Below are 16,335 nucleotides of genomic sequence, written 5' to 3'. Positions count from 1 at the left end.
CAGTACACAGCCCTACTGTGTAAGTTTTGCTAAAGCTATTTTTTTAACAAATTCATAATTCACTTTTCCTTGCTCATTACGGGGTAATTTTTCAATAGAAACCCAATATTTAGGCTGCTTAAACCGATTTAATCGATTAATCAGCGCCGCTTTTAAAACATCCACAGAAACCTCTGATAAACGAGGGACGTAAACCGCTGTAACCGCTTGCCCCCAATATTCATCTGGTACGCCAATCACACAAACATCACTCACTAATTCGGTAGCTAAAATAGCCGCTTCAACTTCTATTGGGAATATATTTTCACCCCCACTAATAATTTTATGGCTGTGTCGTCCGACAATATTTAAATACCCCTGATCATCAAAAAATCCCAAATCATCAGATTGCAGCGTTGAGATTTTATCAGGCGTTGCATTCATACATAATGCTTTTTCTTCCTCAATTGGTGATTGGTAATGGGGGAATTTTCCCTGATCTCCTGAGGAATAGTAACCCAAAGCCAAAGATTCTGCTTCAATCGTTACAATCCCTATTTGATTCGTCCCCAAAACTTCCCCAGTTGTACTGCGAATTGTAACTTTAGCGTGAGGGAGAACTTGACCGCAGCTATTATTCCCCGCCAGAAATGCATCCGGTTTCAGGGTAACCACTTGAGACGCCGTTTCCGTCATTCCATAGGTTGGCGCTAAACGAATATCCTGTTGTCTCGCCTCAGTTAAGAGAGACTCCCACGCTGGCGCACCACCTAACAAAACCGTGCGAAACTGGGATAACCAACTCGCTGCATTCACCCGGAGTAATCGTTGTAGCTGAGTGGGAACGAGGGAAATAAAAAAATCTCTTGGGTCAATATCTCGTCCTTTTCCCGCCACCACGTCTTTAAAGGGTAGACTAGCAAATCGTCCTCCCGTGGTTAGCGATCGCAGAAATTGCATCAACCCACTGACATGATACATCGGTAAGACACAGAATGAGTTCACAGGCTTCTGGTCAAAATACTGATGAAACCCTCGCACCGACGCCATTAAGGTATCCCAGGTGTGCATGGCAAAGTGAATCTTACCAGAGGAACCTCCTGTGGGAATCATTATTTTAGGGTTCGGAGTAGGCACTTTAGTGCCATCAACGCTAAAGCGCTGACTATAAACGCCCAATTCAGTGACACCCATTGTAGCTTCCTTCTCCATTATCCATTGTCCGTTATTTTTGACGAATGACTCTTGAGGAATGACTCTTGACAAATCTCCCCAAATTAAGTCGGGTTGGACTAATGCTAAAACATACTGCCATTCCTGTGGTGTCCAGTTGGGATTGCCTAAAAATACTGAACAATCGGCAGCAACAGCGGCGATAAATGCAGCAAGGAATCGGTAAGAGTTAGATTCAGCCAGAATAATCTTAGGAACTGTTTCAACTCGATCTAATTGATAAAATTGATCAAATATTTCCTGGTTTAATTCATTGAATTGATTATTATTCCAAGCAATCAACCAATCATTATTTCGCTGTCTTATAGAGGTTAAAATGGAATTCATTTTCTTAAAAATTCATACAAATTATTAGGACGAGTTTCGCAATCCAGTTAGGGTAAACAATCAATTTTAATCCCTAAACCCATCCCTAAAAATACCTTTGCCCCTCGCACCGCCGCCCCCTGCTCCCCTATCTCCCAGATTGCATAATTAACCTTACACCTGTGCTAGGCGCTAAAGTGGCACCCCGTCGCTGAGGACGCTCAGGTTGCTGTTGTGCCAGAGTTAGCTGATACTGAGAGACGATTTTGGCAAGGACTAATTTCATCTCAAATAATGCCAAAGCTTCACCAATACAGCGCCGTGTTCCACCACCGAAGGGTAAAAACTCATAGGGAGAAAACTTGCGTTCTAAAAAGCGTTCTGGTTTAAATTGATCAGATTGGGGATATAAATCCTGGCGATGATGGGTGAGATAAATACAGCCATAAACTTGGGTTCCAGGTTGTAGCTGATATCCCATCAGTTCAACGGGTTCTTTCACGGTTCTAGGTACAGTTAAGACAGCCACAGGATAAATCCGCAGCGTTTCATGGCACACGGCTGTGAGATAAGGTAGACGAGCAATATCCAGAGGATCTGCTTCTTGACCGAGAGAATCCAATTCTTGCAATAGCTTCTTTTGCACATCAGGTGATCGATAAACCCAATACAGCGCCCATGCGATCGCGGTGGCTGTAGTTTCGTGACCGGCTAGTAATAGAGTGAACAACTCATCATGCAATTCTTCATCGGTCATTGGTTTTCCTTCTTCATCCTGCGCCGATAACAGCAGGGTGAGAATGTCTGAACCAGAAGAGTCTTTCTGTTGACGGCGCTCTCGAATTTCCGCATAGATTAGTTGAGCAATTTGCTGCTGTAAGCGACGGAGGGAACCCCAAGGCGTCCAATCTTTCTGTAGGGCTGGGAAAAAGAGTAATCCTGATGTGAAGGGAGATTTAAATTGATCCATCAGAGTAGAAATTAGCGCATTCAGTTGACCAAAACGCTCTGGATCATGAATACCAAAAACAGCATTTAAGATAAGCTCTAGGGAGATTTTCTGAACCAAGGAACGAGCAATAAAGGTTTGACCCGGACGCAACTGCCGCATTACCTTCTCGGTTAGATCACAGATAAGTGTCCCGTAAGTTCGGATGCGTTCTCCGTGGAACGGTGGCATTAAAAGTTTACGTTCCCGACGATGGCGATCGCCTTCTAGCACAAATATCGAATGATCTCCGACAATTGGCTGTAAAAGTCTATTCGGAGGAGCTGTAAATTGCTTGGTATCATTGGTAAAAATCTGTTGTAGGGCTTGGGGATGACTGACAAACAATAGACAGGAATGATTGCCAAGAACAGGGGCATTGAAAATATCACCATACCGTTGTCCGGCTGCATCCATGTAATCCAGAGGATTAGTAATCCACTGAATCTTCTGCCACCATGGGGGGGCTTTGGGTCCATCGGGTTGTTTTTCTTTGACTTGAATCATAAGACGGGCAAGGATGATGGCTTTTATGGTGATACTAATTATCCATGATGTTAAGCTATATCCACCCCCCTGTAGTACCCCCTTTAAGCAGGGCTAATTCATTGAGATCAGCCCTGATCGGGAAAAATCTTGTCGGATTGGAGCGTGCTACGAACTTTTTTCTTATGTCCCAAGTCGGTTATTGGTATAACGGTAAACTTATTCTCGGCGATCGCATCGAACTCGCGATTAATGATCCGGGCTTGATTTACGGTGCGACAACCTTTACCACCCTGCGAGTTTACCACCACTCCCTCTCCCACCCCTTAACCAATTGGGACGCCCATTGTGCGCGTTTACGTCACAGTTTGCAGGTTTTTGGTTGGCAATTCCCTGACTGGGAGAGAATCCGCCACGGTGCAGAACAATTACTCCCCTCATTTGCGGTTCTGAGAATCGTGATTTTCCCGGATGGGCGAGAATGGATTACTGGGCGTCCTCTACCCGCCGATTTAAGCGAACGCCAACACCATGGTGTCATCGCCTGGTTAGCCGCAGCGCCCCACTTGCGCCGTTCCTTACCTACCTATAAAACCGGGAACTATCTGGGGGGATGGCTAGCGCTGCAAAAGGCACAACAACTCGGCGCTCAGGAGGCTATATTAGTAGATGATCAAGGGAATTGGTTAGAAACGAGTACGGGGAATCTTTGGGGCGCCAAAGACGATTGCTGGTGGACACCGCCGATTGATGTGGGGATATTACCGGGAGTGGCGCGATCGCAACTTATTAATTGGCTCGAACAGCAAGGATTAGAAATTCGGCAATTTCCCTGGAATCAGGAACGGGTACAGGAGTTCGACGCGATCGCGTATACCAATAGTGTCATGGAAATTATCCCCATTCACACCGTTCTGACGTCAGATCAGCCCTTTGAGTATCGCTCTCTTTCTGGTGTTTTAGCACCGTTGCAGTGTTTATTTGTGGAGTCTAAAAAATAATTACAGCCTCTTATTATACCACATCAATAGAAAATTAGCTCATTCCCTGCTTTTGACCAAACCAACTTCGCCAAATATTCTGATAGACGTTAACATTAGTTAATATAATCAGCCGATTCGACGTCATCACATCACATCCTAAGTCTTAGGAGGAAATCAGTAGTGAATAAAAAATGGAGAAATGCGGGGCTTTATGCACTACTAGCGATAGTAGTCATCGCCTTGGCAACAGCATTTTTAGACCAACCATCCCAAACCCGGGAAACCTGGAGATACGACCAGTTCATTGATAACGTTAACAGCAAGAAGGTCGAGATCGTTCAACTCAGTTCTGACCGCACTCAGGCAATGGTAACCTCTCAAGACGGTTCCCAGTACCTGGTCAACCTGCCTAACGATCCAGAACTAATCAGTATTCTCACCCAAAATAACGTAGATATTAAAGTTCGACCTCAGAGTGATGATGGTTTTTGGTTCAGAACCCTGAGCGGACTCTTCTTCCCCATCCTGCTTCTGGTCGGTTTATTTTTCTTACTGCGGCGGGCGCAAAATGGTCCTGGTTCTCAAGCGATGAACTTCGGCAAATCCAAAGCCAGAGTTCAGATGGAACCGCAAACCCAGGTGACCTTTGGCGATGTCGCGGGTATTGAACAAGCCAAGCTGGAACTCAACGAAGTGGTTGACTTCCTGAAAAACGCGGATCGCTTCACCGCCATTGGTGCAAAAATTCCTAAAGGGGTTCTGCTTGTTGGTCCTCCGGGAACGGGTAAAACCCTTTTAGCTCGTGCTGTTGCTGGGGAAGCTGGCGTACCTTTCTTCTCCATTTCCGGTTCTGAGTTCGTGGAAATGTTCGTAGGTGTGGGTGCTTCTCGTGTCCGCGACTTATTTGAGCAAGCCAAGAATAATGCTCCCTGTATCGTATTTATCGATGAAATTGACGCCGTAGGTCGTCAACGCGGTGCTGGCTTAGGCGGCGGTAACGATGAGCGGGAGCAAACCCTGAACCAGTTATTGACTGAGATGGATGGGTTTGAAGGCAATACGGGTATTATTATTATTGCCGCCACCAACCGTCCTGATGTTCTCGATTCAGCATTACTGCGCCCAGGTCGTTTTGACCGTCAGGTTGTCGTGGATCGCCCCGACTACGCCGGACGTTTGGAAATTCTCAACGTTCATGCTCGCGGCAAGACCTTAGCCAAGGATGTAGACTTAGAGAAAATTGCCCGTCGGACTCCCGGCTTCACGGGTGCCGATTTATCAAACCTGCTTAACGAAGCTGCAATTTTAGCCGCACGGCGCAACCTCACCGAAATCTCCATGGATGAGGTAAATGACGCCATTGACCGGGTATTGGCAGGACCTGAGAAGAAAGATCGGGTGATGAGCGAGAAGCGCAAGCGGTTAGTGGCGTATCATGAAGCCGGTCACGCCTTGGTCGGTGCGTTAATGCCCGATTATGACCCAGTGCAGAAAATTAGTATTATCCCACGCGGTCGGGCAGGTGGATTAACCTGGTTTACCCCAAGTGAAGACCGCATGGATTCTGGGTTGTATTCCCGTTCCTACCTGCAAAATCAAATGGCGGTAGCTTTGGGGGGTCGAATCGCTGAGGAAATTATCTTCGGTGAAGAAGAAGTGACCACCGGTGCTTCTAACGACTTACAACAAGTTGCTCGCGTCGCACGGCAAATGATCATGCGCTTTGGGATGAGCGATCGCTTGGGTCCTGTCGCCCTAGGACGGCAAAATGGCAATATGTTCTTAGGACGGGACATTGCCTCAGATCGGGATTTCTCCGACACCACCGCCGCAACGATTGATGAAGAGGTGCGTAAGTTGGTGGATGAAGCATATCATCGTGCTAAAGATGTCTTGGTGAATAACAAACACATCCTGGACAAATTATCTGCAATGCTGATTGAGAAAGAAACCGTAGATGCTGAGGAACTGCAAGAACTCTTAGCCGAAAACGACGTTAAGATGGCTGCGATCATTTAATTTTCCAGTCTGTAATAATGTTTAGGGCAGCGTTAGCATACGCTGTCCTTTTTTTTGATGATGCAACGGATGTAATGTTCCAGACGTACCATGGCGCGTCTGGAATCAGGGGAACCTGGTTTTATACCAAATCCGCCTTTATTACCCCCTTTTGCCACGGCGATTGAAATCGCTGCTACACAAACAAAGTCCGCCTACGCGGACTAGGTTATAACGGGGGTAGCTAACCCGGATTTGGTATTATGTAGGGGTTCTTTTCACAACTATCTTTTTGGTTGCACAAGGGATGTGACTAAACCCGCCCCGACTGTGGTAGTTTATTGGATGCTTCGTAAAACAATATTAATAAGCCTATTAACGAGCATTACAAATGATGAGTAAAGAGAAAATTATTTTTCGCACCGATTGGATTACGGTTAAGGAAACGGCTAGGGGCTATCACTACCTAGAACGAAAGGGACGAGATTCAGTGGCGATATTTCTGATCAGAAAAAGTCAGAGTAACAACGGAGGATATGAGGTTCTGATTAGACAGCAGCCGCTTTGTATCGATATTCCCGATATTAATCAAGAACATCGACTCTATCCTTGTCCCATTACTGGGGGTATCGATGCAGGGGAATCGCCAGAGGAAGCGGCGGTTAGAGAGGTGGATGAAGAAGCGGGATTTTCGGTTCAGGTTCTGCCCTTGGGGAAGTATATTGGGGGGTCTCAAACCAATGAAATGTGTTATATGTACTATGCCGATGTAACGAATATAGAGCCGGAGATTGCGCGGCAAGATGGCAGCTATTTTGAATCGATTAGCCATAATGAATGGCATCCGTTGGATTATTTGAATGAATGCGATTATTCAGCCTGCCAGATTGGGTATTTTCGGCTCAAATCTATTCTTGGATAAAATACGGCGTGGTGGATTAGAATCGTAGGGGCGCACCGACGTGCGCCCTTTTACCGCACGCTAAAAAAGGGCTTTGTTTGTAGTAAGCACCTTAGTGCTTTAACGCCTAGCTTTAGAGGGCTAAGGTTCCCTCACTACAAAACAAATCTATTCCACCATTTTAGCTGTGCCACGCCGCCATCGTGGGGAGAGCGATCGCGAAGCGTTCCCGAAGGGTAGGGTAGCGTAACGCACCTTCACCTCTAGACTCGCCGTCTTTTTGAGTCGCTAATTTAATAATTTATTTCGCTTTTTGCACCGACTCCCGCCTGTTGTGGTTTAAACCAGGGTAAGCCAACCTAAAACATCTCTTAAAAGCTTTTTTTCCTCCTGGGTGAAAGGAAAATTCACATTTTTGATCGAGTCGGGGTTTTTTTGACTTAGATTTAAAATCTCAATGCCCACAATGGTATCATTTTCGTCAAAGTCATAAACAATGCCGGGGCTGATTTCTTCAGACTCAACAATTATTGAATCCTTAAGTCGGAAATAGACGGCTTCAGTCTCTTGATCAAAATCTATCCTCATAATGTCCCCTTACGCTTGCGATCAAAATAAACAGAGATAATTATCCAAGGGTTATAATTAGGATTGTAGATAACTCGTAGAACTCTGTCCCCATATTCAGGGATAGTCTTAAAAGCGTGTCTCTTTGTATAATCTTCTGAGTCTAACTCTAACAGATCTGGATTTGACAGGGTTCTTTCGATCCACTCTTGCTGAATATTGCGCTCCAGCATCCTTGCTCTTGCGTGTTCGGTAAGAATATAATCAGGTTTTGTTGACATTTAATAGCCAAATAAGTAGGTTGGGTCGAGGAACGAAACCTAACAAAAATAATATAATACTGTTGCCATAAAGATTAAGACTCAATACTGTTCGGATAAGCGCTCATACCTAATCCGGGTTAACCACCTCCGTTATAACCCAGTCCGCGCAGGCGGACTTTGTTTGTGTAGCTGTGACTTCCTCCTCGCCCAGTCTCTTTAAATTCCACCCGGTACAACATCTAGACAGCCTTCGAGATAATCTACTTCTGGGAGTTGACCGATAATAATTTTGGTCACCTTCGTTCCATCCGTGGCAAACTTCAGGCGCAAATTTTGGTCTTTTTGACTTTGAGGGACAAATGTCAGGAAATGACCCTGTTCGGAATAGGGTAAGGGATTCACCTGAAGCCGTCCTCCATAAAGAGATTTAACCTGGTTTTCTGTATCGCCAACCCTTGCACCACTGACAGTTCTAGGGCGAGAATCTCCAATATCAATTCGGGCAATACGTCCATTTCTCACCATAAACGTCGTATCACCCAGTCCTTCTGGAGTTTTAGTGGGCTTATAACTAGCACAAACAGGATTAGGATTGGAACTTAAGGGGACTAAATCAATACCCGCAGCCTGGGAAGCTTCGCGAACAGTCATTCCTAGGATGACGGGTCCAACGCCATTGATCGCAATTTGGGATATAGGAGTTAGCTTCTCAGGATTAAGTCCTTTACCCAGGCAAATATTCTCTCCACTTTCATCACCGAAACAGTTCCCATTTTGGTCGAGGATTCTCACATAGCTAACCGTCGAAAATTGTTTAAGAGTTGCCTCAATTGCGCTTTTCGTTCGCGCTGAATCACCAATACCACCGTGAATCATTCTTTTACAAAATTGCAATTGAGCAACGCTATCATTGATAGAAACAGTAAAATCTTGACCACAGTTAGAATTGCCACTCAGAGGGGGAACGGCGGCGAGTCCCTGCTGTTTTTCTGAGGAGGTGGGACCTGCGAGAAGTTGGGCGATCGCAAATTGGGCAACCCCTGGACTGGATGTGGTTCGCCAAACGGATTTAGTGTTAGTGAAATCTTGAGATCTGGCGACTGGAAAAAAGACTTTAACTTGGCGTTGAACGCGAGATTCAGCCGCGTCTGGGGATTGTTTCACCTCTGAACGGCGTTCAGGTGATTCAGCTTGGGATAAGTTAGTTTTGGGTAACTCAGCTTCGGATAACTCAGTTTCGGATAACTCAGTTTCAGTTTGGGATATTAGAGTTGAAAACTCACTCTGATTGGCAGGTTGTCCGCAAGCATTGAGTCCCACTAGAGAAACGAGTAAGAATCCTAGTAAAGGAGAAAAATATGGCTGTAGGTTTTTATTTTTTAGCTTGTTCATTGGTGCCATTGGTGAAAGGGGTGCTAATGTATAGGTTCAAATTTACAGGATTAAGAATTGGCTAAACCAGAAATCAAGGTCATGAATTTATGCCCAAAATTTGAGGTTAAATCGGGCGCAAAGTATTGCGATCGTAAGTTGAATGTCACTGAATTAAGGCTGGTGGGCAATGCCCACCCTACGGTATATCAAAGGTTTTGGTGATCTCACACTGTTTATTTCAGTGCCATTCATCCTAAGTTTGCGGGTGTAAGCGTCATCTCTCAAATTAGGTGTGCCACGCCACTAAAATTTTGCTTATTTTGTCAAAAAAATGTCACATTACCTAGAGAACAGAAGCCAATGGAGAAGGCTAAACTTCCTCATTGAACAGCTTTTCTTCTCTACCCGCCTATCGACTCATTGCTGCAAGAAAAGTTCCGCAGATTAGGCTAAATATCGCAAAAATAGCCTCTGATACAAGACGCGATCGCGACATCCATCGGTTTGATATGTTTAGCCTTTTGTAGCTTAATCTCGTATCACCTGACTTCCCCCTGTCAGTTCACCCAATCGGGTGAAGATTATCAACTAATTTTTGATTAAATAGGTAAAACTATATTTTAATCAGGCTTTTGATCTAGCTTTACTCCGGAAAATTGGTTGGAAGCCTGTTAAGAAAAGCCCATAACTTGAAAGAAACATGTTCTGACACAGGGGATTGAGTAAAGGGCGATCAGAACGTCTGTAGGGGCGGGTTTCACTACTATCTTTTCGGTTGCACAAGGGATGTGACTAAACCCGCCCCGACTCAGGTTTCTAGACTTCCCGTGAAAAGTTAGCTAATTGTATGGGTTTTCTGGGGATAATCCATCAAATTAGGTGTGTCACACCACTACTGTAATTTCGCGATCGCGCCTTTTTCTACTAACAGTTTCCCCGTCACTAAATCCTTAACTGTTGCTACCAAAACCCGCCGTTCATCTACCTCAAACTGAACTGAAATCCGGTCAACTCCTACTTGTCCCGGTGGCTCTAAATGTGCTACACAAACCTGTTCGCGATCGCTATCCAAAGAACGATAAGCGGCTTGCTTCGATAACTGACTACTGGTCATCCGTCCTAACTTATCATAAGTTACCTCGGCTTGTGCCATTTCTGCGACTTCGCCAATATCTAAGCGAATTTCCCGTTGTCCTTCAATGGCGACTTGTAAGGTTAACGGTTCCCCACGTTCACAGGGATATTGCATCCCTTTTTTAAATAATGTGAAATAGGAATAAGTTTTAGCATAAGGTTCCCATAAACGAATGGCGTAACTGTGGCGCAAATAATCATCCACACTCGCCACTTGATTTAACGCTAACGCCCCGTATGCCACAGCTTCAAAGGGCTTATCTAATTTAACCTTAGTCTTGCCAAAATATGACCGGATCAACTGCTGTACGGCGGGAATTAAACAACTGCCCCCAACTAATAAAACCTGTTCAATATCACCCTTACTAATTCCTTTTTCCAGGGCAATTGTCAATACTTCATCCAACGCCTCCCGCAATTGTTCTAAAAATTGGCGATTTTCCAGGATCTCTTCTAATTTATCCTGATTTAGTTGCAAGTTGTATGAAGTAAATGTCTCCTCATCTAACCAACTTTCCTTCGCTTCTTGAGTACTAGACAAGCGAATCTTTAACCGTTCAGCTAACTCTAATAAATTCTGCCACCCCACCTCACCAATTGCTTCCCTTGACCATCCTTGCTGATGCAGATAGTCTTCGACAATCCAACTATCCACATCTTCCCCCCCGATGTATGCATCAGATTTCGCCAACACTTCTGCCCGTAATACCGTTTCGCGATCGCGCTTGGCTGCATCCAATTGTGGTGCAGTACGGACTAAACTTAAATCCAGAGTTCCACCGCCAAAATCCACCACCAATACCAAGGAACTGGGACGTTGTACCGCATAGCCTAACGCCGCTGCTGTGGATTCATCCACCAGTTTGATTTGATCCACATCCAGGCGGCGTGCCACCTCGCGAAACCAATCTAAATAGCGATCATAAGCGCCCACGGGTACAGTTAAAATAAGCTGAGAGGGTTGAATTTTTTGAGCCTTTAATTGCTGCCAGATAGTTTTAATAAATTGTTCTGAAACCGATTCAGCCGTGTAATATTCACCATTAATGAGACGCGGAGGCGGTTGGAAGTCCGCCGCTAAATCTCGTTTAAATCCTTTAAAAAAGCGAGCGGGTTGAGATTGTCCTAAGCGCTGGGAACGAACTTGTTCTCCCAGAAGTATTTGGTTATTGTCTTTGATAAAAACTAGGGTGGGAATGACTGGGATATCTGGCTCATTTGAGTTCGTTTTAAACAGGCGAGAGAGTGAACCCAGCCTGAGGGTTTTGGGACTGTTGGTATCGGGTTCGAGTATACTGACGACTGTGTTGCTCGTACCGAAGTCAATTGCAACTGTATTGGTCATTTGTCATTTGTTGATTGCTCATTGTTGATTGTTCTTGGTTCATTGGTAATTCTCTTCCCTGCTCCCCTCGAAGGGCGGGTTTAGTTACATCTGGGTGAGCGAAGAAAGGATAGTAGTGAAACCCGCCCCTACACCCTTCAAAACTCACTAATGTGACAGTCCCCTAGGTAGGGTACGACTGACTTTAGCCGGACAAAGTATTCGATTATGATCTCGATAGCCGACGAATCGAATATAAACGAGTTCTCCTTCTGTGATATCTTCAACATCAGGTTGGTGCAGTTGGGAATTAAAGGGAACCTGTTCCCAAGGTTGACCAATGGGTTCATAGCCCCAACTCTGGATTAGATTTTCTAATGGAGTCAAGAGTGCGACTAAATTTTTAGCCGGTAAATCTGGGCGGGCTTCGATCATCCGGCAAGCGGTGGGATAATTGGTCAGTAGGGGGCGTAGTTGTTCAAAGGTGGTATCTTGGATATCTGTGGATAGTTGCTGCGATCGCGCTTCGAGTTCATCCCGTAGCCGCTGACATTGTCCCTCTAATTCCTTGATTTGACTGGAGTCAGTAACTGAGACTGAGGCAGAATGGTTTTCAGGTCTTTTTTTTTGACCAAAGCGACTAATGAGTAAAGTGGTGAAGACAAACCACAACAGTAAACCAAGCCCCAAGAGGTTAGGATCATGAGCCATCTTACCTCTCCTTTTACTGTTGATGTAAAGTCGTAGTTTGATCCGTGGTTAGGGTTTCGTCACCTTCATAATATTCTGGTAGCAATTGTTGAGTTTCTACATCTCCGAGATCCGCTTCAATTCCTTTGGTTGTTTCGGTACAACTTGATCCGGTAGCACCGATGACGGTTTCGGTGATTTTGCCATCCTTGCCAATGCGATATTCGATCTTTTGATACTCTGCCATAATTCCTTACTCACCCAGCTACTAACATCTACAGTTTAAAGTATCCAGACCGATCAACTTGTCATACTACTCGGATAAGCTCTAATTTAATTTTTCTCCCAGACGTTTCACCGGAACGTCTCTACAACCCGTATTGAAACCCATCCCTACACCCCACACCCCTTACTCAGGGTAATGGTGGATTATTGACACGATACCAAGCATCAAGTGCCAATTGATGCACCTCCCGCCAGGATAAATTATATTCTCGTGCGATCGCGGCACAGTCTTCATATTCAGGTTGAACGTTGGCGATGGCATTTTGTACTCCTGAAGCGCGACTGGCAACTTTTACCCGCACTCTGCCATATTCTGTTTCGACTCGCTGAATTTCCCGTTGCAAAATCGTGCGTTGCTGGGTAAAGTGGCGGATGCCGAGGGTTGTGGTTTCCCTAAATAAAATATCTTCACAAACGGTTAATTTTTCCGGTGGACAAATCACCGTGAGTAATATCCCAGGACGAGATTTTTTCATGCCAATGGCTTGGGTAAATACATCCAACGCCCCAGCATTAAATAGCACCTCAAAGACATACCCAATCACTTGTGGATTTAAGTCATCAATTTGGGTTTCTATCACACAAACGGTTTCTTGGCAAGGGTCATCAATTATAAGATTAGCCGGATCTGTTCCCTGAAACTGAATGCCAAACTCTGACGCTTCTCCAATCCAGAGTCGCAGGATATTCGGAATCGCTAACTCACTGGTTCCCGCACCATGACCAATCTTGTGCAGAATCATCGCTGGAGGGAGTCCAAATTGGGTGGTAAGGGTGACAGCAATGGCTGCACCAGTGGGCGTGACTAATTCGCGATCAATGCCGTTACTATAAATAGGAACTTGCCGAGATTCCCACAATTTTAAAACAGCAGGAACAGGAACAGGCAATCGACCATGGGCGGCTTGTACTGTACCACCTCCTGTGGGTAAAGGAGAACAGTAGAGTCGGTCAATGCCCAACCAATCCAACCCCAAACAAGTACCGACAATATCCACTAAGGCATCTGTCGCACCCACTTCATGGAAATGCACGGTTTCGGGTGTCATCCCGTGAACTGCCCCTTCTGCCTCTGCCAAGTTGCGAAAAATTGCCAAACTCCAATCGACGACTTGTGAAGGTAATCTGGCGGTTGTAATTAGGTGTTCAATATCTGCCAGGTGTCGGCTATGCTCATGGTCTGACGGTTCAGCGTGATCATGGTGATGGGCTTGAGTGAGCAAATTCAGATGGACTTTAGTGGCTAATTGACCTTGACGGTGGACTGGTTCTGACTCTAACCGATATTCATGGTCAATTCCTAGCCCTTTTAGCTTTTCACTTAAATACTCTAACGGCACTCCTGCTGCCACGAGTGCCCCTAAGCACATATCACCAGCAATTCCACTCTGACAGTCTAGGTAGGCGAGCTTTGGCATTACGTTTTGAATCCTGAAGGGTGATTAGCTGTAACCAAAAGGCTGGAAACCTTTACCCATTATTGCCCAAAATTGGGTAGAGATTTGTTCTGAGAGAATGGGTCTGCCAAGAGTATGTATACTTTATTGGTATACCTATCCAGCCAAAAACCACAGCTAGGTAGGTGAGAGAGATAGCCTCCAGTTAGGTGGTGTTAGCCTGTGGACTGGGAAGGTGCCGACACCGCCAGAGTGAAGCAGGAAGTAAGTTCCAGATGTGTCCATAAGTGGACAGATTTGGGTAGATCTTATGTAACGGTCTACATCTATTGTAGGGAAAGGAGAATGGGGGGTGGGGGATTGGGGAGATAGGGAAGATGAGGGAGATGGGGTTGTAGGGGTTTGGTCTCCAAACCCCATTTCTTATGTAGGGGGAGATGGGCAAGGAAAGGACGAATGACCAATGACCAATGACCAATGACCAATAACGATTAAAAATGTTTTAAGTATTGTTACTTTGGCGTGGTATGATCGCCTATGGCTAGATGCGATCCAGCCAAATTTAGATGGACTAGCGTTTGCTGCTGCCTGTGAACTTCTCAGACAACTCTGTACAACCTAAGCCCACACCGGAGGAAAGTCCGCCAGGGAGTTCTCAGACTTCCCCTGAAAGTTCCTCAATGCAAGAGTACTACCAACTTAAACAAGCGTTGTTGTCGGTCACTCTGGCAATGACAGGGGTCATTTTTGTCTCTGTCTGGATTTTTTACTCACTCAACATCGCCTTGAATTATTTGATCGGGGCGTGCGTTGGTGTGGTTTACTTGAGAATGTTGGCGAAAGACGTTGAGCGGTTAGGTGTCCAAAAGAAGCGTCCGAGTTCAACTCGGTTGGCTTTATTGATTGGACTATTAGTCGTTGCCAGTCAATGGCAGAGTTTACGCATTCTGCCCATATTTTTAGGATTTCTGACGTATAAAGCTGCGCTTATCGCTTATATGCTGCAAAGCACCTTGTTGCCTACGTCAAAGTAAGTTCCCATGGTCAGGGCAGCCAACGCATCCAAACAGTAGGGTAGGCTACACCCGAACTTAACGCCTGTGGACAGGAGATAACTCCCTTGGATGAAGCAGGAAACAGACTGGGCAATTGTTCAATGGACAATTGTCAATCCTTTCTGTGTAGTCGTTTCAACCAAAGGATAGAAGATAGCTGGGGAAATCTCCGGAATGGAAATGATAGATGGTTTGGCGTTCTATAATGCTTTCCCCCTTGCTGAACTAGAAGTTGGTCAGCATCTGTATTGGCATATCGGAAATTTAAAAGTTCATGGTCAGGTGTTTATTACTTCCTGGGTCGTGATTGCCATTCTGATTATTGCCTCGATTGCTGGTACTCGTAACATTCAGCGCATTCCCAGTGGTCTCCAAAATTTTATGGAGTATGCCCTGGAATTTTTGCGAGATTTAGCCAAAAATCAGATTGGGGAGAAAGAGTACCGTCCCTGGGTGCCATTTGTGGGGACGTTATTTTTGTTCATTTTTGTGGCAAATTGGTCTGGGGCGCTTGTTCCCTGGAAACTGATTGAGCTGCCCGAAGGTGAATTAGCGGCACCAACCAGTGATATTAATACTACAGTGGCGTTTGCGCTGCTGACCTCCTTAGCGTATTTTTACGCGGGTCTGAGCAAGAAGGGCTTGGGGTATTTTGCTGGTTATGCCCAACCAACTCCCATCCTGCTGCCGTTTAAGGTTCTGGAAGATTTTACCAAACCTCTCTCCCTCAGTTTCCGTCTGTTTGGCAACATTTTGGCAGATGAACTGGTGGTGGCAGTATTGGTGCTGTTGGTTCCGCTGTTCGTACCTCTCCCGGTGATGGCATTGGGTTTATTTACCAGTGCGATTCAGGCGCTGATCTTTGCTACCCTAGCAGCGGCTTATATTGGGGAGGCGATGGAAGACCATCATTAGCGATTTGAGGCTAGTGATTAAGATTTGCCACTTCCGTCTTGTGAACAATCAAAAAATTCGGCTGTGTCTAGCGAATTGGTTTAGGGTAAGCGTTTCACGCACGTTTGTTTGTTATTTAGTCAAAAAGTCAAAAGCGAGGAAAATATCATGGACCCATTAGTTTCTGCTGCATCTGTTATTGCTGCTGCTTTAGCTGTTGGTTTAGCGGCAATTGGTCCGGGAATAGGTCAAGGAAATGCGGCGGGACAAGCTGTAGAAGGGATTGCTCGTCAGCCTGAAGCTGAAGGTAAAATTCGGGGCACCTTACTCCTGAGTTTGGCATTCATGGAAGCGCTGACAATTTACGGTTTGGTGGTTGCTCTCGTCTTATTATTCGCTAACCCCTTCTCGTAACACTTGATGCCACAAGAGCATTCAGACCCCAACGACTGAGGTCTGGATGCTATTGATCTGGAAG

15 protein-coding genes are annotated in these 16,335 nt (G+C 45.4%); 6 read left to right on the top strand and 9 right to left on the bottom strand.

Translation table 11 applies throughout. The features are described from left to right. Nucleotides 1-12: 12 nt before the first annotated feature. Both ACLGGO_RS03300 and ACLGGO_RS03295 read right to left on the bottom strand, forming a co-directional pair. On the bottom strand, nt 13-1,539 hold the full coding sequence (locus ACLGGO_RS03300) for a 2-succinylbenzoate--CoA ligase (protein WP_446418257.1): 1,527 nt from the start codon (nt 1,537-1,539) through the stop codon (nt 13-15). A 127-nt stretch (nt 1,540-1,666) separates the two neighbouring features. Continuing rightward, nucleotides 1,667-3,013: a cytochrome P450 gene (locus ACLGGO_RS03295; protein ID WP_446418256.1), complete on the bottom strand. Its 1,347-nt coding sequence runs from the start codon at nt 3,011-3,013 to the stop codon at nt 1,667-1,669. A 164-nt stretch (nt 3,014-3,177) separates the two neighbouring features. Between ACLGGO_RS03295 and ACLGGO_RS03290 the strand changes: the two genes are divergently transcribed. From ACLGGO_RS03290 to ACLGGO_RS03280, 3 genes are all read left to right on the top strand, one after another. Then, complete coding sequence (locus ACLGGO_RS03290) at nt 3,178-3,993, top strand: aminotransferase class IV (RefSeq protein ID WP_446418255.1); 816 nt, start codon at nt 3,178-3,180, stop codon at nt 3,991-3,993. A gap of 162 nt (nt 3,994-4,155) precedes the next feature. Next, nucleotides 4,156-5,994, top strand: coding sequence for an ATP-dependent zinc metalloprotease FtsH3 (ftsH3, locus tag ACLGGO_RS03285; protein WP_446335542.1), 1,839 nt, complete (start codon nt 4,156-4,158; stop codon nt 5,992-5,994). Nucleotides 5,995-6,364: 370 nt separating this feature from the next. Beyond that, complete coding sequence (locus tag ACLGGO_RS03280) at nt 6,365-6,895, top strand: NUDIX hydrolase (protein WP_446335541.1); 531 nt, start codon at nt 6,365-6,367, stop codon at nt 6,893-6,895. 318 nt (nt 6,896-7,213) lie between these two features. Here the strand turns inward: ACLGGO_RS03280 and ACLGGO_RS03275 are convergent, their stop codons facing one another. The 7 genes from ACLGGO_RS03275 to larC all read right to left on the bottom strand — a co-directional run bounded on the left by ACLGGO_RS03275 (nt 7,214) and on the right by larC (nt 13,929). Then, the gene (locus tag ACLGGO_RS03275; protein ID WP_446335540.1) at nt 7,214-7,462 is read right to left on the bottom strand and encodes a DUF2283 domain-containing protein; all 249 of its coding nucleotides are present in this window, start codon (nt 7,460-7,462) and stop codon (nt 7,214-7,216) included. Beyond that, on the bottom strand, nt 7,459-7,722 hold the full coding sequence (locus tag ACLGGO_RS03270) for a DUF4258 domain-containing protein (RefSeq protein ID WP_446418254.1): 264 nt from the start codon (nt 7,720-7,722) through the stop codon (nt 7,459-7,461). Before ACLGGO_RS03270 ends, ACLGGO_RS03275 begins: the two co-directional genes overlap by 4 nt. A gap of 198 nt (nt 7,723-7,920) precedes the next feature. Beyond that, nucleotides 7,921-9,105, bottom strand: coding sequence for a GerMN domain-containing protein (locus tag ACLGGO_RS03265; protein WP_446418253.1), 1,185 nt, complete (start codon nt 9,103-9,105; stop codon nt 7,921-7,923). 865 nt (nt 9,106-9,970) lie between these two features. After that, nucleotides 9,971-11,557 (bottom strand): Hsp70 family protein, encoded by a 1,587-nt coding sequence (locus ACLGGO_RS03260; RefSeq protein ID WP_446418252.1) that lies wholly within the window; start codon nt 11,555-11,557, stop codon nt 9,971-9,973. Nucleotides 11,558-11,704: 147 nt separating this feature from the next. Further along, nucleotides 11,705-12,247, bottom strand: a complete 543-nt coding sequence (locus ACLGGO_RS03255; RefSeq protein WP_446418251.1) for a nucleotide exchange factor GrpE — start codon at nt 12,245-12,247, stop codon at nt 11,705-11,707. Between the two features lie 13 nt (nt 12,248-12,260). Further along, the gene (locus tag ACLGGO_RS03250) at nt 12,261-12,473 is read right to left on the bottom strand and encodes a DUF2997 domain-containing protein (protein WP_446354576.1); all 213 of its coding nucleotides are present in this window, start codon (nt 12,471-12,473) and stop codon (nt 12,261-12,263) included. Nucleotides 12,474-12,639: 166 nt separating this feature from the next. After that, nucleotides 12,640-13,929 carry a nickel pincer cofactor biosynthesis protein LarC gene (larC, locus tag ACLGGO_RS03245; protein ID WP_446418250.1) on the bottom strand — a complete coding sequence of 430 codons (1,290 nt, stop codon included), beginning with the start codon at nt 13,927-13,929 and terminating at the stop codon, nt 12,640-12,642. A gap of 659 nt (nt 13,930-14,588) precedes the next feature. On the opposite strand from larC, the gene ACLGGO_RS03240 reads away from it, so the two are divergent. The 3 genes from ACLGGO_RS03240 to atpE all read left to right on the top strand — a co-directional run bounded on the left by ACLGGO_RS03240 (nt 14,589) and on the right by atpE (nt 16,271). Continuing rightward, the gene (locus ACLGGO_RS03240; protein WP_446364034.1) at nt 14,589-14,942 is read left to right on the top strand and encodes an ATP synthase subunit I; all 354 of its coding nucleotides are present in this window, start codon (nt 14,589-14,591) and stop codon (nt 14,940-14,942) included. 195 nt (nt 14,943-15,137) lie between these two features. Next, the gene (atpB, locus tag ACLGGO_RS03235; protein WP_446340728.1) at nt 15,138-15,878 is read left to right on the top strand and encodes a F0F1 ATP synthase subunit A; all 741 of its coding nucleotides are present in this window, start codon (nt 15,138-15,140) and stop codon (nt 15,876-15,878) included. Between the two features lie 147 nt (nt 15,879-16,025). After that, nucleotides 16,026-16,271, top strand: coding sequence for an ATP synthase F0 subunit C (atpE, locus tag ACLGGO_RS03230; RefSeq protein WP_446338636.1), 246 nt, complete (start codon nt 16,026-16,028; stop codon nt 16,269-16,271). The last annotated feature ends 64 nt before the right edge of the window (nt 16,272-16,335 follow it).

Source organism: Coleofasciculus sp. (genome assembly GCF_046565525.1).
In the GTDB taxonomy this organism is placed as follows: Bacteria; Cyanobacteriota; Cyanobacteriia; order Cyanobacteriales; family Coleofasciculaceae; genus Coleofasciculus.
The sequence above is the reverse complement of the archived record's forward strand: the minus strand, read 5'-3'. Positions and strand labels throughout refer to the sequence as shown.